Source organism: Microcoleus sp. B3-D2 (assembly GCF_036705345.1).
Lineage (GTDB): Bacteria > Cyanobacteriota > Cyanobacteriia > Cyanobacteriales > Microcoleaceae > Microcoleus.
In genome coordinates this window covers 26,555-45,687 of the sequence record NZ_JAUBUG010000059.1, presented here as the reverse complement: position 1 = coordinate 45,687, position 19,133 = coordinate 26,555, and the positions used below count along the sequence as shown (strand labels likewise).

The 19,133-nt window shown below is 47.6% G+C and carries 19 protein-coding genes; 7 read left to right on the top strand and 12 right to left on the bottom strand.

Annotation, left to right across the window (positions count from 1 at the left end):
• Positions 1-216: 216 nt before the first annotated feature.
• Together ilvB and QUB14_RS20995 are read right to left on the bottom strand one after the other, a co-directional pair.
• Positions 217-2,052: a biosynthetic-type acetolactate synthase large subunit gene (gene ilvB, locus QUB14_RS21000; protein ID WP_190658751.1), complete on the bottom strand. Its 1,836-nt coding sequence runs from the start codon at positions 2,050-2,052 to the stop codon at positions 217-219.
• A 386-nt stretch (positions 2,053-2,438) separates the two neighbouring features.
• Entirely contained in the window at positions 2,439-3,737 is a 1,299-nt protein-coding gene (locus QUB14_RS20995; RefSeq protein WP_333214871.1) for an MFS transporter, read from the bottom strand.
• A gap of 353 nt (positions 3,738-4,090) precedes the next feature.
• Between QUB14_RS20995 and QUB14_RS20990 the strand changes: the two genes are divergently transcribed.
• On the top strand, positions 4,091-4,429 hold the full coding sequence (locus QUB14_RS20990) for a P-II family nitrogen regulator (RefSeq protein WP_006633346.1): 339 nt from the start codon (positions 4,091-4,093) through the stop codon (positions 4,427-4,429).
• A gap of 156 nt (positions 4,430-4,585) precedes the next feature.
• Here QUB14_RS20990 and rdgB read toward each other — a convergent pair whose 3' ends face one another.
• The 8 genes from rdgB to QUB14_RS20950 form a co-directional block, all read right to left on the bottom strand.
• On the bottom strand, positions 4,586-5,173 hold the full coding sequence (rdgB, locus tag QUB14_RS20985) for an RdgB/HAM1 family non-canonical purine NTP pyrophosphatase (protein WP_333214869.1): 588 nt from the start codon (positions 5,171-5,173) through the stop codon (positions 4,586-4,588).
• 15 nt (positions 5,174-5,188) lie between these two features.
• Positions 5,189-5,809 (bottom strand): hypothetical protein, encoded by a 621-nt coding sequence (locus QUB14_RS20980; RefSeq protein ID WP_333214866.1) that lies wholly within the window; start codon positions 5,807-5,809, stop codon positions 5,189-5,191.
• A 266-nt stretch (positions 5,810-6,075) separates the two neighbouring features.
• Complete coding sequence (locus tag QUB14_RS20975; protein ID WP_333214864.1) at positions 6,076-7,500, bottom strand: phosphoglucomutase/phosphomannomutase family protein; 1,425 nt, start codon at positions 7,498-7,500, stop codon at positions 6,076-6,078.
• 272 nt (positions 7,501-7,772) lie between these two features.
• Positions 7,773-8,507, bottom strand: a complete 735-nt coding sequence (gene folE, locus QUB14_RS20970; RefSeq protein WP_333214862.1) for a GTP cyclohydrolase I FolE — start codon at positions 8,505-8,507, stop codon at positions 7,773-7,775.
• A 110-nt stretch (positions 8,508-8,617) separates the two neighbouring features.
• Positions 8,618-9,343, bottom strand: a complete 726-nt coding sequence (locus QUB14_RS20965; protein WP_333214861.1) for an SDR family oxidoreductase — start codon at positions 9,341-9,343, stop codon at positions 8,618-8,620.
• 243 nt (positions 9,344-9,586) lie between these two features.
• The gene (accA, locus tag QUB14_RS20960) at positions 9,587-10,567 is read right to left on the bottom strand and encodes an acetyl-CoA carboxylase carboxyl transferase subunit alpha (RefSeq protein ID WP_190738252.1); all 981 of its coding nucleotides are present in this window, start codon (positions 10,565-10,567) and stop codon (positions 9,587-9,589) included.
• A gap of 252 nt (positions 10,568-10,819) precedes the next feature.
• The gene (locus QUB14_RS20955) at positions 10,820-11,845 is read right to left on the bottom strand and encodes a long-chain acyl-[acyl-carrier-protein] reductase (RefSeq protein WP_006633353.1); all 1,026 of its coding nucleotides are present in this window, start codon (positions 11,843-11,845) and stop codon (positions 10,820-10,822) included.
• A gap of 149 nt (positions 11,846-11,994) precedes the next feature.
• Entirely contained in the window at positions 11,995-12,687 is a 693-nt protein-coding gene (locus QUB14_RS20950; protein ID WP_190738253.1) for an aldehyde oxygenase (deformylating), read from the bottom strand.
• Between the two features lie 70 nt (positions 12,688-12,757).
• On the opposite strand from QUB14_RS20950, the gene QUB14_RS20945 reads away from it, so the two are divergent.
• The 3 genes from QUB14_RS20945 to QUB14_RS20935 all read left to right on the top strand — a co-directional run bounded on the left by QUB14_RS20945 (position 12,758) and on the right by QUB14_RS20935 (position 14,496).
• Positions 12,758-12,949 (top strand): hypothetical protein, encoded by a 192-nt coding sequence (locus QUB14_RS20945; protein ID WP_190738254.1) that lies wholly within the window; start codon positions 12,758-12,760, stop codon positions 12,947-12,949.
• A 235-nt stretch (positions 12,950-13,184) separates the two neighbouring features.
• Positions 13,185-14,003 carry a carbohydrate ABC transporter permease gene (locus tag QUB14_RS20940; protein WP_333214856.1) on the top strand — a complete coding sequence of 273 codons (819 nt, stop codon included), beginning with the start codon at positions 13,185-13,187 and terminating at the stop codon, positions 14,001-14,003.
• A gap of 244 nt (positions 14,004-14,247) precedes the next feature.
• Positions 14,248-14,496, top strand: coding sequence for a transporter suffix domain-containing protein (locus QUB14_RS20935; RefSeq protein WP_333214855.1), 249 nt, complete (start codon positions 14,248-14,250; stop codon positions 14,494-14,496).
• Between the two features lie 60 nt (positions 14,497-14,556).
• On the opposite strand, the gene QUB14_RS20930 is transcribed toward QUB14_RS20935, so the two are convergent.
• Positions 14,557-15,585: a hypothetical protein gene (locus QUB14_RS20930; protein ID WP_190740533.1), complete on the bottom strand. Its 1,029-nt coding sequence runs from the start codon at positions 15,583-15,585 to the stop codon at positions 14,557-14,559.
• A 424-nt stretch (positions 15,586-16,009) separates the two neighbouring features.
• On the opposite strand from QUB14_RS20930, the gene QUB14_RS20925 reads away from it, so the two are divergent.
• Positions 16,010-16,132, top strand: a complete 123-nt coding sequence (locus QUB14_RS20925) for a hypothetical protein (protein ID WP_445251812.1) — start codon at positions 16,010-16,012, stop codon at positions 16,130-16,132.
• A 133-nt stretch (positions 16,133-16,265) separates the two neighbouring features.
• Positions 16,266-18,440, top strand: a complete 2,175-nt coding sequence (locus tag QUB14_RS20920; RefSeq protein WP_333214852.1) for a pentapeptide repeat-containing protein — start codon at positions 16,266-16,268, stop codon at positions 18,438-18,440.
• 98 nt (positions 18,441-18,538) lie between these two features.
• On the opposite strand, the gene QUB14_RS20915 is transcribed toward QUB14_RS20920, so the two are convergent.
• Entirely contained in the window at positions 18,539-18,808 is a 270-nt protein-coding gene (locus QUB14_RS20915) for a hypothetical protein (RefSeq protein WP_333214850.1), read from the bottom strand.
• An 88-nt stretch (positions 18,809-18,896) separates the two neighbouring features.
• Here QUB14_RS20915 and QUB14_RS20910 point away from each other — a divergent pair, with 88 nt between their 5' ends.
• On the top strand, positions 18,897-19,052 hold the full coding sequence (locus QUB14_RS20910; RefSeq protein ID WP_333214848.1) for a hypothetical protein: 156 nt from the start codon (positions 18,897-18,899) through the stop codon (positions 19,050-19,052).
• The last annotated feature ends 81 nt before the right edge of the window (positions 19,053-19,133 follow it).

Sequence of the window (19,133 nt, the reverse complement as noted above, 5' to 3'; positions counted from 1 at the left end):
TTCCACCCATTCCCCCCCAGATGTCAAGCCTGATTTTGTTAAGAAAGATGTGAGTAAGGCATAGCTTAATAAGGGGGACTGTGAGATCGCTCCGGTTCCCCCCTTATTAAGGGGGGCTAGGGGGGATCTGGCCTCGACGATAAACAGCAGTCTATGACTACGTTTGACCTTAAGTTGAGACTAATAGGCACAGCCTAAGTCCCCACTCAAAACTCGTTAAACTTTTGTCCCGCACTCAGGACAAAACTTATTGCTCGAAACATTCTTCGCGCCGCAACTGGGACAATAAACCAACTCCGCAGATTGCAACTTGCTGCGTTCGGGCAAACCAACCATTTGAGCGTTGCTCTTACCTGGAACTACCATCGGATAGCAGTTTTCGTCCCTCGTCACCTTCACGTTCATCAGCACCGGGCCGTCATGGGCGAGCATTTGAGCGATCGCATCTTTGAGTTCCTCCGGCCGCGAAACCAGCATCCCTCTCACCCCGTAAGCTTCAGCCAGCATCACAAAATCCGGCATCCCTACAGTCATATTCGACGACGAATAACGCTCCCCGTAGAAAGCCTGCTGCCACTGCCGCACCATTCCCTGCCAGCCGTTATTTACAATCACAATCTTGACATTAATGCCGTATTGTGTTAATGTTCCCAGCTCTTGAATATTCATTTGCACGCTAGCATCGCCAGCAATACAAATCACTTGCTCATTGGGCAGCGCCATTTTCGCGCCCATCGCCGCCGGCAGCCCGAAACCCATCGTGCCCAAACCAGCGCTAGAAATCCAGCGGCGCGGCCCGTTGTTCAAGAATTGAGCCGACCACATTTGATGTTGACCGACATCTGTTGTGTAGTAAGCATCCGGCGCTTGAGTAGCCAACTGAGAAATCACCTGTTGCGGAGACAAAATGTCGGGGTAATGAGGCACAACTAACGGATAGTCCTGTTTCCACTGATCGATCCTGTGCAGCCATTCCGCAGTCTGTCCGGTCTTCCCCGAAACTCCAGTTTCCCGACAGCGGCGCAGCAAATCGATCAAAACATGGCGGACATCTCCGACAATCGGCACATCAGGGCCGCGATTTTTGCCTACTTCCGCCGGGTCGATATCGATGTGAATCACCTTTGCGCGCGCGGCAAACTCGTCTAATTTCCCGGTCACGCGATCGTCAAACCTCGCCCCCACAGCAATCAGCAAATCGCACTCGGTAACGGCAAAATTAGCGTAAGCAGTGCCGTGCATCCCCAGCATTTTCACCGACAAAGGATGGTTTTCGTCAAAGCAACCTTTGCCCATCAGCGTTGTCGTGACCGGCAATTGGAAAAGTTCGGCCAGTTCCTTAATTTCCTCGTGGGCCCCCGCCGCGATCGCCCCGCCGCCCACATAAAGCAAAGGACGCTTCGCTTCCTTCAGCAAATGAATCGCTTGATTAATCTGGCGGGGATTGCCCTTCACCGTCGGCCGATAGCCCGGAATTCTCACCGATCCGGGTTCCACGGGCAGATAGTCAAATTCTTCTAAACCCACATCCTTGGGTACATCAACCAACACCGGCCCCGGCCGCCCTGTACTCGCGATGTGGAAAGCTTCAGCCACAATTCGCGCCATATCTCCCGGCTCGCGCACTACATAGGAATGCTTGACAATTGGCAGGGTAATCCCGTAAATATCTGTTTCCTGAAACGCATCAGTGCCGATCGCCGGACGGGGAACCTGACCGGTAATAATTACCATCGGGATCGAATCCATGTGGGCCGTCGCAATCCCCGTCACCAAATTAGTTGCGCCAGGGCCCGAAGTAGCGAAACAAACCCCAACTTGTCCGGTAGCGCGGGCGTACCCGTCGGCCGCGTGAGCAGCACCTTGCTCGTGGCGCACCAGAATATGTTTGATAGCGCCAGTTTCTTCAGCGCGGTAGAGTTCGTCGTAAAGCGGCAGAATTGCGCCGCCTGGATAACCAAAAATATGCTTGACGCCGTGGCGGATCAAGCTGTCAATCAGAGCAAATCCACCAGTTGCACGTCTGATGGTCACTTTAGTTTTTAGTTGCACAGAATTTCCTTCCTTAAACTAATTATGATTTTTAATGAAAGCTTTTATACTACTTTAATCTTAATTAATGAAACTATGAAAATTTAAGTGGTGAGATTTTACGAAAGATTTCGCGCTCGGAGAGGGTTCGCCCGATCGAGACATTGTGGAACAGCAGAGGAAGAAAAGAAACAGAGGAAATCGCGGCTTCTATGCCGGTTTACCGTGATATCACCCTTTTAGAGCATTCGTGATTCGGCATCCGACAAGAAAAACAATCGTTTCAGCAATTAAGAACGTCCTAATCATCAGAGCGGTTGCTATGTTAGAGATCGATCGCGAAAAGAAAGCCCTTTTCCTTCTTCTTCCCTCTTCCTTCCGTCTGCATTCTTCCTTCTTGCCAAAGTTCAGAGAACATCCTGCAAGACTTTGCGGGTATGTCGCCAAGCTACCATGCCCATCACTGAGACCAAAAAGCCCAAACTCAGTAACACGATCCGCAAGCCGAGGTCATCCGATCGGACGGCTTTGCTGACAGCATCTGTCAGCGGGCCGGTAATCGCTAAAGGCACGCTCAGAGCAATATTAATCGCATTGTTTTCCAATCCAAAGACCTTGCCCCGCATTGATTCTGGAGTTTTTTCTTGAATCAGAGCCTGCATCGGCCCGTTAATTAACGAAGCACCAAAACCGAACAGAGCACTCAATGCGAATCCCACCCACAACTGTCGGGTAAAGGCAAACATTGCTAATACAAAACCCATCATCAAGAAACCGATTAACGGCAGAGGTTTGTGGTGGAACCGACTGCCCCAGTGTCCCAAAAAGCCTGCGCCGAAGACCATTCCGACTCCTGCAGCAGCTAGCAAAAAGCCAAATTGAGTTTCTTTGAGACCTATTTTGCCTGAAAGTGCGATCGCCAGCACCTGAAGCGCCGCAAACACGGAATACAAAATCGTCAACTGCACCATCGCGTTGCTGACAAGGTGATTGTGTTTCACATACCGCAAACCTTCCTTGAGGTCTTGCCAAGGATGGACGTTTTTGGCACTGCTGCCGACATGACCTTCTTTGATCTGCATGGCATAGATCAAACCTGCTGATATCAGGTACAACCCGCCCAGCAAAAACTCTTGAGAAGCTGATCCGAAGCTGTGTTTGACCCAACTAAACAGCGGTTCGCCGATCGTCATCCCGATAATGATCCCGCCCATTGTGGACGAGGCGAACAGAGCATTTGCTGACATCAGTCCCTCTCGCCCCACGACTAGGGGGACGGCTGCCGCTTCTGCAGGAGCAAAAAATTGCGTTACGGTAGAGATCAAAAACGTCATCGCCAACAAAACCACAAAAGCTTTGGGCAAAAACGGCAAAGCTACAATCAACCCGGCTCGAATCACATTGCAGGCGATCAGCATTTGCTTTTTGGAAAAGCGGTCTACGACGATACCGGCTGCGGAACCAAAGACGATCGCCGGCACTGTGTAGGCGATCATCACCGCTGACAGCATAGAATTTCCCGAATGCTGCCAAGAAACAGGCCAGGGTAGGTAGTCGCCTGTTTTTAGTAGAATAATCAGCAATACGTAAAAGATTTTATCCGCCACTTGGGCTAATAACTGGCCCGTCCACAAGGCGAGGAAGGGGCGATTTCTCAGTAGGGCATCAAGCCCGCTGCGGTCAGGGGGAGGGCTGGCTGGGTGCATAGGAATAGTTTAACTGACCGCTTCTGGCAATTATAGTTTTCAGCAATACGTGCAAATCTGACATAGCAAAGCGGAAACTCGGAAAACTCCTGTCTCCTGCGTTCTTTTTCTGTTTTAGCAGATCGGCGGGGGACGGCTGCTGCAGTCTTCTTAACTCTACCGCGATCAGCCGGAACCGAGAACCCGCTCGCCCGGAAAATCCGAGAAGATTGTTAAAGGTTGGCGTGCATTTCATCGCGAGTACGAGATAGGGTAATATACTTGACAAAATACTTGCTGCTGGCAGTGATATTAAAAGATGTCACGCCGATTAAGTAATATAACGAAGGTACTAACTGTTAGGAGTGAGAAACTTGAAAAAGGTTGAAGCTATTATTCGCCCCTTTAAACTAGACGAAGTGAAAATCGCACTCGTCAATGCTGGTATTGTGGGGATGACTGTTTCTGAAGTTAGAGGTTTTGGCCGTCAGAAGGGCATGACAGAACGCTATCGCGGTTCTGAGTACACCGTTGAGTTTTTGCAAAAGCTCAAAGTCGAGATTGTTGTGGAAAACGATCAGGTTGACATGGTGGTTGATAAAATTATCGCGGCTTCCCGCACGGGCGAGATTGGCGACGGCAAGATTTTCATCTCTCCTGTAGAACAAATTATTCGGATTCGGACTGGGGAAAAGAACTTGGAGGCAATCTAAAATACTGGGGCATTGGGCATTGGCCAAACAGGGCATTGGTAATTGGTCATCGGTAACTGGTCATTACCAACGAAAAACCTCTTTCCTGTTTAGTTTTAATACCTAAGTGTCAATATCCAATGCCACAGTTACCCCATGTTTTGGCTTTTTTCCGCATTACGGGTTGACAATATTAGCCATTTGTGGTAATAAAGCCTGGAATGCTCGACCGCGGTGAGAGTACGATCGCTTGATATCCGGTGTCATTTCGGCAAAAGTCTGTTGCTGTGCGGGTACGTAGAAAATGGGATCGTATCCGAAACCTCCCGTACCGCGAGGAGTGTGCAGGATTTCGCCTCGGCAAATTCCTTCTACTTGCAAGGCAATTGTACCGTCGGGACGGGCGATAGCGATCGCGCAAACAAATTGTGCTTCCCGGTTGTGTTCGCTTCCCAATTCTTTGAGAAGTCGAGATATCCTGTCAGCATCGGTTTTGGCGTAGCGTGCGGAGTAAATCCCAGGTTGGCCGTCGAGTGCGTCTACCATTAAACCAGAATCATCGGCGATCGACCATTTGCCCGTTGCTTTTGCCACTTCAGACGCCTTCAAGCAAGCATTAGCAATAAAAGTTTCGCCTGTTTCCTCGATTTCCAACTCTTCCGGTTTTAGTTCCAATTCCCATCCCAAATCCTGCAGGTAAACTTGCATTTCCTTGAGTTTACCCGGATTGCCCGTAGCTACAACTAGCAATTTGCGATCGGTCATTATTTCTCTTAAAACTTACGGCTCCATATTAACAAAAGATTGGGAAAATGGTTGCAACAAAATTCCCAAAATCTTATCAACATCTTGAATATAGTATTCAATCGGATCGATATAAACAGTAGTTTCCTCCAAAATCAAGAATTTCCAGTTAGTACCCGTCGTCACCGCGCCGTAAATGCGATCGACCTCAGTGTCTTGGTTTCGATTGAAACATTGAGCCGCTACCATTGCGGCCACGCATTGACCCAAACCGCCAATGATATCTTCCTTTTTTGCCTCAAAAATTGTTATAACCGGAGCACTGATGAACAATTGTTCTGAAGATCCGCTAATAATATAATCGCAAAATCCTTGCAAACCTCTTTCTGGATCGACAGTAAAATCCTTACCGGAAAAAAGAGAAACTCGTTTGTTTAACAATCGCCGAACTTCGGCTAAAATCGGGGCAATTAAAAATTCTGAACGAGCTTTTTCTGTGGAAATAAAAGTGGCTAGGGGTACATAATCAATCAGGATGGTTGTTAAAATTTCGGATGGTGAAACTGGTTTTGTCTCGCAAAATAAATTGCGACTTTCATCTAAGGTTAATCCAAAATCTTTTTTGACTCTCGCAAGGCTGAAATCGCTGTATGCCATCTTCTTTTATCCTAAAATTTATCTGATATAGCAATAGTATTTCCTTGGTGAGTAAGATTTTTTTTGACGAACCGCGAAGACGCTAAGGACGCGAAGGAAGAGAAGAGAAAGAGTTCACAATGGAGGGGATGATTGCTATGGCACTACTATTTTATTGGTGAAGAAGATTTTTTTAACCGCAGAGGGCGCGGAGGACACGGAGAAAGAGAGATTGGATATCAATTTATCCGCTTTCATCTGCGTTTATCTGCGGTTAAAAAGTCCCATTAATTATGCGCCCAAGCTTTCGCCCAGTTTAAGTTTTGCATAACTTCTTTCAAAGTCGCAGCTTCTGAATACAACCGCAACACGGGTTCGGTTCCGCTAAACCGAATTAACAGCCAGCTTCCGTCAGCCAAACGGAATTTATATCCGTCAACTTTGTTGCAATCTACAACTGCTTTGCCTGCGATTTCTGTTAAGGGTTGATTTTGCAGCAGCGACAGCAAACGCGACCTTTCTTCCATGTTTGCTAGGTGCAAGTCTATTCTGTCATAAGCTGAAGTAAAGCTTGTTTCTTGTTGGAGTCGGCTGTAAATCTCGCTTAAGTCTTCCCCGGATTTGACAACTGCTTCTAACAAGTACAACGCTGACAGCAAAGCATCTCGTTCGGGGATGTGCGTACCGTAGCCAATTCCTCCCGATTCTTCGCCGCCGACTAAGACTTGGGTGGTTAACATTCGATCGGCTATATACTTGTAACCGATCGGCGTTTCAAATAAAGGCAAGTCGTACAGCTTGGCAATTTTGGGAATTATGTCTGAACCGCTGACTGTTTTGATGACTTCCCCCGTCAAGCCGCGCCGTTTTGCTAGATGTTCGATTAATATGGGAACGAGGATTTGTGAACTGAGAAAGTTGCCGCTAGAGTCAACGGCTGCAATTCGATCGCTATCTCCGTCAAATACAAATCCGATCGACAAACCAGAACTTTTTCGCTGGTGAGTACGCATCACCCGAAATAACTGCGACAGGTAGCGCGGCAAAGGTTCCGGTGCACCGCCGCCGAACAGCGGATCTCGATCGCTGTTGACTTCGTGCACTGTTTCTTCTAAAATTTGAGCTAATCCTCCGGCTGCGGCACCGTGCATTACATCTACAAATACTGTAATTTTGCCGCTGGCGATCGCTTCTTTAATCGCCTCAATCTCTACCATTTCCCGCAAGGTTTTGCAGTAAGCCGGCCAAGGATTGAAATTCTCCAATTTCCCGGGAGTTGCTGAAAGTGCCGCCGGATTGTCGAGTTTGGCTTCTATCTGTTGAGTAACTTCCGGCGAAACTGAACCGCCAAATCCGCCCTTGACTTTTAACCCTAAATATGGACCGGGATTGTGGCTGGCTGTCAGGACGATCGCACCCAAAGCATTTAATTGTTTAGCAGCTAAACTGAAAGCTGGAGTAGGGGCGTAGGATTCGCTCAACAGCACGTCAAATCCTGCGTTTTGGACGGCAACAGCCGCTGTTTTGGCAAATTCTTCAGCCAGAAATCGGCGGTCGTAACCGACAATTACGGTACCGCTGCTGCCATCGCTGCCGCCGGTTTGTGCGAGAACTTGTGCCGCTAAGGGAGCGACTAACGCCACGCGATCGAATGTAAAATCGTCAGCAATGATGCCGCGCCAGCCATCTGTACCGAATTTAATAGGATTCATTTAGTCACAAGTCATGAGTCACCCGTCTATTTTATGGGTTTATTAGTCGATCGTCATCTGATTTTAGATTTTAGATTTTAGATTTTAGATTATGGAATTGCTCCCACAGCCTTTACTCTGGCTATTGACTGTTGACTGCTGACTGTTAGCTGCTGACTGTTAGCTGTCATTAGCCTTGCTTGATAGATTATGTTGGGTTTCGTCCCTCAACCCAACCTACTAATTACTGTTAACTGCCAACTGCCAACTGTCAACTGTCAACTGTCAACTGACTAAAAGAATGCCGGTTGGTGGCGGATCAAATTCAGGAATTCTTCGCGAGTTTTCTGTTCATCTTGAAAGACGCCCAACATTGCACTCGTAACCGTCCAAGCACCGGGTTTTTGCACGCCCCGCATCGTCATGCACATATGGCTGGCTTCCATTACTACAGCTACTCCCTGCGGTTCCAATATTGTCTCAACTGCTTCGGCAATTTGGCGCGTCAAACGTTCTTGCACCTGCAACCGGCGGCTGTACATCTCGGCAATTCTGGCTAATTTGCTCAGTCCCACTACTTTTTGGTTGGGAATGTAAGCGATGTGAACTCGGCCCATAAACGGCAGCATATGGTGTTCGCACATACTGAATACGCTGATGTCTCGCACCAGTACCATTTCGTTGTGACCTTCGTCAAAGATAGCGCCGTTGAGGAGTTCTTCGAGGGATTGACTGTAGCCACTGGTGAGAAACCGCATTGCTTCTGCTACCCGCTTCGGGGTTTTGAGCAATCCTTCGCGTTCGGGGTCTTCCCCTACTCCCAGCAGCATTGTCCGAACGGCGGCCATCATTTCTTCCTGGCCTACTTCTGAGGGTACGGGTACGTTGGATTCTTGACCGTGCGATGAATTGCGATCGGGTCGAGTGGGGATTCGCGGGATGTTGTTCTCTGCGGTTTGTAACAGTTTCATGCTGTCAGTCGAGAGTGGGTTCGAGCCATTGGAATCGGTGGAAGATGCAATTGTCATAACAAGTTGGTGTGAGGGTAAATCGATTTGAGATTTTCGATAGGGGGATATAGCTAGAGATTCAAAGATTGTGGAATTCGAGAAAAATCCAGCAGTCTAAAATCTCAAGTTCACAAAACTCCTGCGTTCGACATGAGCGTGATTTCTTCAATTACTGCACTTGCTGGCAACTGAACTGCGTGCAGAATTGATTGGGCGACGATTTCTGGGGTTAACATGGCGGTGCGATCGAAGTCGGCGTGTACGGTGTCTGTGTCCCACATGGGAGTATTGACAGAACCCGGACAGATTGCTGTTACGCGAATTCCGTGAGCCCGTTCTTCGGCGGCTAAGGTTTTAGACAAAGCCATGAGACCGAATTTGCTGACGCAGTAGGCTCCCCAGTTGGGGAAGGTTTGGCTGCCCGCGATCGAGGAAACGTTGATGATGATTCCCGATCCGCGATCGCGCATGGAGGGCAAAACTCCTAAAATGCACTGCCAAACGCTTGTAAGATTAAGGTCTAGAACGCTCTGCCAGTCGGCTAGGGGCGTTTCCGTCAATGAGCCGGTGTAGCCCATGCCAGCGCTGTTGACCAGGATATCTACGGAACCCAATTGAGATGCGATCGCGCTGATGCTGCTTTGCACTTGCTCAATTTTTGCCAAGTCTAAGGGATAAGCTTCTGCTTTCACTCCGACTTCTCGGGCTGCTGCGGCAACGGCTTCTAAGTTTTCCGACTCTCGGCTAACTAATGCCAGATTTATGCCCTCGGCGGCGAACGCTAGAGCCGTCGCTTTGCCAATACCGCTGCTGGCTCCGGTTATCAGAGCCTGCTTTGTTGTTGGATGGTTCATTCAGTGTCCTAATACTTTCGCTCGGCAACCCCCTACAGCGTTGCAGCCTTCTGAGGCAAATTAGACAACTGTCTGCTGCGGGCGATAACAGTTAATTATGAGATGAACATTAAGAACTGTTAAGCCGTGTCACCTGAGAAATTATAACACTGCTGACAGATCCGCAGAATAGTGAGTTATCAGTTAGGAGTTGGAAGTTAAGAGATTGTTCACTACATAACTGATAACTCTGAATCGATCGGCTCAAGCAGAAATTTCAGTGAACACACCGATATGGCGAAACTTTTGATACCGAAGTTCGCGTCGCTGCTGAGCCGTAAGCTGTGTGAGTTCTGCTAAGTTTTCCAACAAAGCTTGTTTGAGCATGGAAGCGGCTTTGAGGGGATTCGAGTGAGCGCCACCGATCGGCTCGGGTACTATTTGATCGAGAATGCCGAGGTTTTTCAAATCCCAGGAGGTGATTTTGAGGGCTTCTGCAGCCAAACTAGCTTTGCCAGAGTCTTTCCAGAGGATGGCCGCACAAGCTTCGGGGGTGGCGACGGTGTAGACAGAATGTTCCAGCATCAACAGCCGCTCGCCGACACCGATACCCAAGGCGCCGCCGGAACCGCCTTCGCCGATGACGGTGCAAATAATGGGAACGTCGAGGCGAAACATTTCTCGGAGGTTGCAGGCGATCGCCTCTCCCTGTCCGAGCTGTTCTGCTTCTAAGCCCGCCCAAGCCCCGGGAGTGTCGATAAACGTGAAAATTGGCATTCCGAAGCGATCGGCGTGTTCCATCAACCGCAGGGCTTTGCGGTAGCCGCCGGGAGCAGCCATGCCGAAGTTGCGGGCGATATTGTCTTTAGTGTCACGACCTTTTTGATGGCCGATGATGACTGTGGGACGCCCGTCTATGCGGGCAATGCCGCCGACGAGGGCCGGGTCGTCTCCGCCGCGCCGATCGCCGTGAAGCTCGATCCACTCGTCGCTAATTGCCTGAATGTAATCGAGGGTGCTGGGGCGACGCGGGTGACGGGCCAGTTGCAGCCGCTGCATGGGGGACAAGCTGCTGAAAATCTCTTGTCGCAGTTGTGTCGAGCGAGCTTCGAGTTTGCGAATTTCGTCGGTAACATCGACGCTGTTTTCTTCGGCGAGTTCGCGGATCTGGTGAATTCGGGTTTCTAGTTCCGCCAGCGGCTTTTCAAAATCTAGGAGTAGTGGTTTGCGGTCGGGGTTTGCCACGCTGATAATTTCTATAAGGTTTTGAGGTTTGGTCGATCGACTATTTTCCGATCCTACCCTGTCTGGGGATAGTAAAAAAGACGGAAAAATTGCCAACTTTGGGTTTTAAATTTTGTATGATATCAAATTTGGTCACATCATAATTATCATATAGCTATCCGGAAGCTCGCGCTGCACTCCGAAAAATATTATTCCGATGCCAACGAAAGAGTCAACAGTTAAAATTTCAAATTTAACTGTTGACTCTTAACATCAAACTGACATTAATAAAGGTCGGAAACCGTGTTTGACAGAAATAAGACCGATTTGCTCCATCTTTTCCACAGTAATTTGATTCCGTCCCCAAGAAAAATTGGTATACAATTTTTCAAATTCCAGCAGCATTGATTCGGCAAAACACGCAAACAACTGTCGGCCCGGTACATCCATATTGACAATCTTCATAATTTTCCACTCAATATCGAGGGAATGCTCCACAATCCCGCCATTTAGTACGTAAATTCCGGGATGCTGAACCTGAGTTGCCAAATTTTTCGGATAGCCACCGTCAATCAATAAACAGGGTTGCTTCAATGTCTTAGGGTCAATTTCTACTCCCTTTGGCATACTGGCTACCCACACTACAATATCCGCTTGGGGCAGGGCTTCTTCCAAATCCATGATTTTGCCGCGCCCCAATTCCGATTGCAAATCTTGCAATCGTTCTTTGTCGCGGGCAATGAGCAACAATTCTGCTACATTTGTTTTAACATTGAGCCAGCGACAGACAGCACTGCCAATATCGCCAGTAGCACCGCAAACGGCTACAGTGGCTTTTGAAAGTTCAATCCCCAATTTGGGGGCTGCTTCTTCTACTTGGCGGCAGAGGATATAAGCCGTGTGAGTGTTACCAGTGGTGAAGCGCTCGAACTCCAACTTGAGATTGCGAATTTGCTTAATTTGCTGCAAGTTGAAAGTCTCAAAAATGATCGAAGAAAAGCCGCCTAAAGCAGTGATGTTAATCCCGTGTTTTTGAGCGTGTGCCATCGCATTAAGGATTTTGCGAGTGGCTGCTTTAATCCGGCGAGTGGCGAGCATTTCTGGCAGAAAACAGGACTCCACATAGTGGCCTTCTATTTTTTGTCCAGTGATGCTTGTTACCGTGATATGATCAACTATTTGGGGCGGTGCGCTGCACCAAAAATCGAGACCTTGATCGGCATATTCTGGATAGCCCAGCTCGTTAGCTACTGATTGGGCGTGTTCTAAGCTGGTTAAGTGACCGATTAGACCAAACATTAAGTTGTCAAATGAAGGAAGATGGAAGGTGGAAGATGAAAGATGGAAGATGGAAGATGGGAAGATTAAAAATTTATATTTAAAAATGAGTTATCCCATTTTTAATTTTTAATTTTTAATTTTTTTCCCATTCCTTATTTCCGAATTAACTAGGCGGCGAGGCCTTGTGCTGACATCCGCATGATATCGCGGTTGTTAAAGCCTATGTTGCCTAGAGCTTCGCCGTAGGCAATCATAAAGTCTTCGATTAAAGCGTCTTTTTCCATTCCCAAGACGCGGGCATCGTCTGCGACAGCGTTTAGCAGTTTCCAGATGATGGGCAGGTTTTGGCGGTTGGCGGCTTCTAGTTCCGCTTTGGATTCCTCAAAGTGAGCTTGCAGCCAGACTTCCCCAAAGTTGAGGTGGCTGTATTCTTCTTTGACGACGCCTTCGGTGATTTTGCGAGCAAAGTCATCGGCGACGGGGATGTAGATGTTGTAAGCTGCGATCGCAAAACACTCGATAATTAGCGATTGAATCAACAAGCAAGTTACAATCTGACCTTGGGCCGCTGCCGTCTGGAAGTTTTTGTGCAGTTCCGAAAAGAACTCTTTGGCAAATGCCATGTCGGGCGTGACTTTAAGATTCCGGCCACAAGCTTGGAAGCCTTTCATGTGGCGGTTTTCCATCTTGGACAAGCCAACTAACTCTGCTTTTTTGTCAGCCAACAGTTCGGCCAGTGTCAGGTAATTGTCGTGAGCTTCTTGTTCGCCTTCAATCACAATGGCGTTGATGCGGCTGTAAGCATCTTTGTAAGTTTCGGTTTGAAAGTCAATTGTTGGGCTGGCCTCAAGCTGGGGCATAGATATGTATTCTCCTCATATAAGCTTGTGGGATGTTTGGAAACCCCTTTAAAATTGGGGGTCAGTGACAGTGCACTTTACCTTTTTTGAACGCACCCCATCTAAATCAGAGATTATAGCTGAGGATTCTTTCGACAAAGAACTTTTCTTTGACGTTCCGGGAAAAACTGGCGTCCTCAGCGTGTTTGCCGGACTTTTGCCGTCGAACACTCCAGAAAGACTATCGCTAGAATGCTATCTATTTACTAATTACTTGAATTAGTCGTTAGTCGATCTTGTGCCCGGAAATAGATGATAGAAATACGGTCTATGTCTCCACCTTTAAGGGTTTTACAGTACCAACTCTATCTGTAACATTATATCCTAACCACAACTTTCTCGCTTGGTACTCCTTCTTTCCCTCTACGACATATTATGTTGTTGTATGGGAATCCTCTGGGAGGCGATCGGGTTGTAGAACCTCACAGGCTTATTATTTTAGGTTAATTCACAAATTTATGGGTAAATCCTTTGACAGGTCTCAATCGCTGGAACTGCTGAGTTTTATTTTGTTGCTGGCGGGGGCTGCGCTGGTGCTGCTGCCGCTGGCTGCTGTATTTTTGGTTTCGCTGTCACCATCTGGTGTTGGTGTCAAGGCCACAGGCTTGACTTTGGCGAACTATCAGGAGGCTTGGCGACGGGGCAATTTTTTGTTGGCATTCCTTAATTCTACTCTAGTGGCGCTGGCAGTGACGGGTTTTCAGGTTGTAACTTCTGCTTTGGCCGGTTATGCTTTGGCCAGGCTGAAGTTTCGGGGGCGACAGGCCATTGTGTTGGGGGTTTTGGCAACGCTGGTAATTCCCTTTCAGCTTTTGGTGATTCCCATTTTCATGGTTTTGAAGTGGGGCCATCTGCTGAATACTTACGGGGCGCTGATTTTGCCTACGGCGGCTAACGGTTTTGGGATTTTTCTGCTGCGCCAGTATTTTATGACTGTTCCGGTGGAGTTGGAGGAGGCTGCAATGCTGGATGGGGCTAACCGCTGGCAGGTTTTGTGGCAGGTGATGTTACCTTTGGCCCGCCCTGCTTTGGTGACGCTGTTTTTGTTTACGTTTATCGGGGAGTGGAACGATTTGTTTAAGCCGCTGGTGTTTACGACGCGGCCGGAGTTGCGGACTGTGCAGTTGGTTTTGGCTGAGTTTCAGGAACAGTTTACTAGCAGTTGGCAGTTGTTGATGGCGGCGGTGGTAATTGGAACTGTGCCGGTGGTGTTGCTGTTTTTGGCCGGTCAACGGCAGTTTATTAGAGGGATTGCGGCGACGGGGATTAAGAATTGAGGTGGAGATGCTTGGCAATTAAGTTTGTAGTCATTTGTGGAACCATTCTCAAGAACAGGCAAGATGCCTGTTCCACAAGAACATTTAGTATTTGTGGAACAGGCATCTTGCCTGTTGCTGACATTGGTACAAGATGTGAATTTGTAGTCACTCGGCGATTGAACTCGCTACTATACAAACGAAGTTCACTCCAAGTGGACTAAGAGATAAAGGGAATATCAAAGCTGTATTATAATGTGTATCTATGCAAAAGCTCGGTTTGTTTTTATTTGTCATATCTTTTTTGCCGTGGCTGGCAATCTTTTTGGTTGTACCGTTCCTGCCGCTGGACATTACCCAAAAAACTACTTTATCTGTCGTTCTGGCTGTTGGGGCGGAAGTTTGTTTTTGGATTAGCGTACTGCTGTTGGGGAAAGAAGTAGTTACCAAATATCGGCGTTATTTGAATCCCCGATTTCTTTGGAAAAAAATCAGAAATTTTAACCGCAGATGAACAGGACTCGACGCAGATATTCACCCTGGATGTGGGCGTTTATCTGCGGTCAAGGTTGAGCTATTCGCTAAAAATTTGCAAGCGAATAGAGCGTTCTCCGTCTCCGAAATCCACTTCTATCTTTTCTCCCGAAAGAGTGTCCAAGCATCCCAAAAGCAACCGCAAATTGGGTGTGCTTGCTCCTGTATCCACGTACAATCTATCTGCCAAACTGCCTAAACGCTTCCAAATCGTGTAGAGTTTGACTACTGTTTGTTCGAGCTGTGCTGCTTGTTTTACAACGTCTGCGGTGGTTCCCAAACAGCCTACTCGCAAAGATTCTTCTAAGGCCATTTCCATGTCTAAATGAGACTGATTGAGAGCTTGCACTTGGGCAGCGGCGTCGAGATATTTTGATAAGTTCTTGGCGTCGGATGTTAGCTGTTTGACAGTATCTACGTCGGGATTTTCTGCTACTTCTTTTTGAATTTCGCTTTGGTGAGATGGGGAGAGTTTCTCCATTTCTTTGACTAAAGGAGCGAGGTAGCGGGAAGGTAGAGAACCGGTAGATGCTTTTTCTTTGACTTCTTCTGGCAATAAATCTGAGTTCATTGCCATCCATTCGTCGGATAGTTGTTTGACTTCGCGGCGGGTGATGCGATCGCCACTTGCTGCTGCATCTGTTACCATTTGCTGGACTTCGGGAGATGCTTTGGCGGTTTCTACAAAGGCTCTTTTGCTGAAGTTTCTAATGGAATCTGGGTCTAAATCTCCTTGCTGGATCAGAGTATCGGCACTATTAGCTAATTCTATCAAAGAATAGGCTTGACTTTTGCCAATTTCTCTTTCTTTGAGCCAGTTCAAAAAGCCAGTACCGCGTCCTTCGCCGCCTTTTTTTTCTCTGTCTCGGACTGTTCGGAGAATGCGTCCCCGCCAAATGTCGGTTTGCAAGTCGAAGCGATCGCACACTTTCCAGGCATTGTCAACCTGATTTTCAAAATCAAACTCTGGTATTTGTTCGTCTTCGGGGTCTGGCAATTGGAAATTGATATCGGTAAAGCCGTTGAGGGCTTCTGCAAGTTCTGCGGGATTTAGGGGGACTTCAGCCATTAGGAAAAATTTGTGTAGTGCAACAGCCGGTTTAATTGGGAACTTGCACGGGTTGACAGTTGAGACGCTATATGTAGCGGTAAGGTAGGCAAGATTTACCTACTAATAGAGTTTTTGTGCAAGTCATATTATTATTGCACGATGGAGGGCGATCGGCGAAAAGATACCCAAAATGACTCCGGGCACGCCCCTGATGGGACTTGAGGGGAGTGCTGGCTGTGGGGGGATTGAGTTAAAGTGAATTAGGAAATTAAAGGAACTAATAAAATGCTGGAAACTACCAAACGTTAGGAGCGCTCTATCCCTTTGTTAGCCTATAATTAAGAAAATAAGCTAAAGGAAAAGTTCCTTATCAGAACAAGAAATCGCTAATATCATTACTATCGAACCGGGTAAGTGAGGTGGTAAACCTTGTATTCGAGGTATGACAATTACGGTTTATGACTTGTTGAAATATCTCGCTGATGGAATTAGTTATGAACAAACTCTAAAGGCTTTTTTGGATATAATGCAACATGATATTTTGGATTATTTGATTTTTGATTAAATAGTTATCATATTATGTTTCGGTAATCGCTAATAATGATTGTGTAGTAAGAGCGTAAGGCTCGCGAGCTAGACGCTCGCACTGTAGTCGTCATTAATTGACTGGACATAATATTATATCCCTGCGTGAAATCATGCCCAAAGACTTCTCCGGTAAAAATCTCCGAGGTCACAACTTCAAAGGTCAAAACCTCACAGGTGCAAAATTCATCGGTGCAGACATCCGAGGCGCAAACTTCACCAATGCCATCCTCAGAGAAGCTGACTTCACCGGTGCCAAGGCTGGACTGCAACGCCGCTGGACAATTTTTATAGTAACTATCTCGCTATTTCTATCGGCAATATCGGGATTGATGTCAGGATTGACTACTGCTTGGGTAACACTATTTTTGACTCCAAATAACATCAAACAGTACACGATTATTCCAGGTGTCTTATTGCTGATAGTTTTGGCAATCTTCTTTATTGTTACCCTGCGCCAAGGTTTAGTGGTAGGGGCAGGGGCAGGGGCAGTGACAGGGGCAGTGGCAGCGGCAGCGGCAGTGTCAGTGGCAGTGGCAGCGGCAGCGGCAGTGGCAGTGCCAGTGGCAGCGGCAGTGGCAGGGGCAGGGGCATTGGCAGGGGCAGGGGCATTGGCATCGGCAGGGGCAGCGGCATGGGCATGGGCGGCAGTGGCAGTGGCAATGGCAGGGGCAACGACAGGGGCAACGGCAGCGGCAGTGGCAGGGGCAACGGCAGCGGCAGTGGCAGGGGCAACGGCAGCGGCAGTGGCAGGGGCAACGGCAGCGGCAGGGGCAGGCGCAACGGCAGCGGCAGTGGCAGCACTAGGTATTTACATTGCTTGGCGTGCCCTGGCTGGGGATGAAAAACAGGCCTTGATTCGCAACATCGCCATTGCCTTTGCCACTACAGGTGGCACTAGCTTTCGCAATGCCGATTTAACTGATGCCAATTTCACTGAGGCAACCCTCAAAAGTACAGATTTTAGAAGAGCCAATCTCACTCGCACTTGCTTCCACAAAACAGAAAAACTCGATCGCGCGCGAGTCGGTAAATCGATATTAGCTGATACCCGCGTCCGAGAATTACTCATCACTGGAAACGGCTACAAAAAATCCTATGTTGCTGTGAATCTCCAAGGCGCAAACTTGATAGGTGTTAATCTCAGCTATGCTAATCTCAAGCAGGCTAATCTCAGCGAAGCAACTTTGCATCAAGGTAATTTGGAATTGGCAAACCTCACTGAAACTCAAGCCTTGGCAACAGATTTTACAGCAGCTTATTTTACAGGTGCTTGTTTGGAAGCTTGGAACATTGACGCTAATACAAAGCTCGATCGCGTTGACTGTCGGTTTGTTTATCTTCTAGAATATCCCCAACCGGGAACTGGCGATCGCGAACGTCGCCCTCACCACATCAGTAAATGTTTTGAACCGGGGGATTTCGAGAAACTCTATAAAAAGATTATGGAAACCGTGCAAATCCTGATCAAAGATGGGCTTAACCCAGAAGCTTTTACCGCCGCTTTTCAGAAGTTAATGCAAGAATTTCCCAACATTACACCGGAGTCAATTCAAGGAGTTGAGAAGAAAGAAAACGATGTTTTACTGACTCTCAAAGTTCCCGAAGGAACGGATAAGGGTAAAGTTGAGCAAATTTGGGACGAAGTTTATCAAGCAAGGCTAGAAGCTCAAAGACAAGCCGAGCAATTAAAAGCTAAAGATGAAATTATTGCCATTCAAAAACATTATAATGAGGTTTTTGAAGACTTAGTGAAAGCAGGATCTACTAAAAATTTAAATCTGAATGAAGTGGTCAAATTGTTGACTCCGCCACCTGTTAATGTTAAATTCATTAATGAAGTTAAATCTACATCAAAGAGTAAAGCTATGAGTGACCAAATCGACCAAAGTCGTAAGATTGAAATGTCAGGCGGAACCATTAACGCTAGTGGTGCAGGAGCGTTAAGTTTAGGCGATCTCAATGGTACTGTTGCCAATGAAATTAATCAATTATCTGATTCTGCTAAACCAGATGAACCGGGAATCAAAGAATTGTTAACCCAGTTACAAGCCGCAATCGGGGCGGAAACTAATTTATCTGATGAGGATAAAGCGGAAGCCTTGGAACAGGTAAAAGCTTTGGCAGAAGTAGGGAAAAATCCTCAAGAAAGCACAATGCAAAAGGCGGGAAAAACGGCAATGAAGATTCTGAAAGGGACTATTGCTGGTTTACCTAGTGCGGCGACGTTGGTAGAAGCTTGCAGTAAATTGTTGCCTGCGATCGCAAGTCTCTTACTTTTACCCTGAAATCCAATATCAACGCCCAGTAAGTAATTGTATTTTTAGGGCGGGCGAGACGCCCACCCCACGAAGATTTTTCGCTTCAATCAAAATGACAGCGCAGCTTACCGTCCAGATTTTCTCGGCGGTGTACCGTTAGCCCGCGAACGGCGGATCAGTAGGCTCATCACCTGCTTCGGATTAGCCGCACGTTGTAGGGGACTCCAATCGCCGACTTCGGCAAATCCCAGTCGGTACAAAGTGAGTATGGTTTCCCTGACACCCTTCGGCGAACCGACAACCGTTAACAGCACCACTTCCTGTTCGCATACTGCTGCTGAGTCGTCATTTGGGCGATCGGATTGGTTGTCGTCAGGCACGAATTCCTGTGACATATTATGTTCTCCTGGTTTTGGGTTTTCTAGAAAAACCCAAAAACCCAGCCGCCCCGCTTTTCAACGCATAGCAGGGCGGCTACAGAGGATGTTAAGATACTCCGTTAGCCTCCAGACTGCTGTGATCAGTTTGGCGGTTAGCTGTCCATTGCTGCTACCAACAGCTTTGGGCAGTGCAACTAGATTTTTGGGCGACGCGGGCTGCCTCCTCTACAAGCAAGCAACCTCTAACTTCAAAGCGTAGCCGCAGATGGGGGCCGCCGTCAATCCATTTTGGATTTTCGATTTTGGATTTTGGATTGAAGAATTGATCCCCGGACTAATC

Excerpts from the sequence above, each read along its gene's own strand:
- QUB14_RS20955 (WP_006633353.1), bottom strand. The coding sequence starts at position 11,845 with ATGTTTGGTCTAATCGGTCACTTAACCAGCTTAGAACACGCCCAATCA.
- rdgB (WP_333214869.1), bottom strand. The coding sequence starts at position 5,173 with ATGACCGATCGCAAATTGCTAGTTGTAGCTACGGGCAATCCGGGTAAA.
- QUB14_RS20965 (WP_333214861.1), bottom strand. The coding sequence starts at position 9,343 with ATGAACCATCCAACAACAAAGCAGGCTCTGATAACCGGAGCCAGCAGC.
- QUB14_RS20950 (WP_190738253.1), bottom strand. The coding sequence starts at position 12,687 with ATGCCCCAGCTTGAGGCCAGCCCAACAATTGACTTTCAAACCGAAACT.
- QUB14_RS20920 (WP_333214852.1), top strand. The coding sequence starts at position 16,266 with ATGCCCAAAGACTTCTCCGGTAAAAATCTCCGAGGTCACAACTTCAAA.
- QUB14_RS20935 (WP_333214855.1), top strand. The coding sequence starts at position 14,248 with ATGCAAAAGCTCGGTTTGTTTTTATTTGTCATATCTTTTTTGCCGTGG.
- QUB14_RS20995 (WP_333214871.1), bottom strand. The coding sequence starts at position 3,737 with ATGCACCCAGCCAGCCCTCCCCCTGACCGCAGCGGGCTTGATGCCCTA.
- QUB14_RS20940 (WP_333214856.1), top strand. The coding sequence starts at position 13,185 with ATGGGTAAATCCTTTGACAGGTCTCAATCGCTGGAACTGCTGAGTTTT.
- QUB14_RS20915 (WP_333214850.1), bottom strand. The coding sequence starts at position 18,808 with ATGTCACAGGAATTCGTGCCTGACGACAACCAATCCGATCGCCCAAAT.
- folE (WP_333214862.1), bottom strand. The coding sequence starts at position 8,507 with ATGACAATTGCATCTTCCACCGATTCCAATGGCTCGAACCCACTCTCG.
- QUB14_RS20975 (WP_333214864.1), bottom strand. The coding sequence starts at position 7,500 with ATGAATCCTATTAAATTCGGTACAGATGGCTGGCGCGGCATCATTGCT.
- QUB14_RS20925 (WP_445251812.1), top strand. The coding sequence starts at position 16,010 with ATGACAATTACGGTTTATGACTTGTTGAAATATCTCGCTGATGGAATT.
- QUB14_RS20910 (WP_333214848.1), top strand. The coding sequence starts at position 18,897 with ATGTTAAGATACTCCGTTAGCCTCCAGACTGCTGTGATCAGTTTGGCG.
- QUB14_RS20930 (WP_190740533.1), bottom strand. The coding sequence starts at position 15,585 with ATGGCTGAAGTCCCCCTAAATCCCGCAGAACTTGCAGAAGCCCTCAAC.
- QUB14_RS20980 (WP_333214866.1), bottom strand. The coding sequence starts at position 5,809 with ATGGCATACAGCGATTTCAGCCTTGCGAGAGTCAAAAAAGATTTTGGA.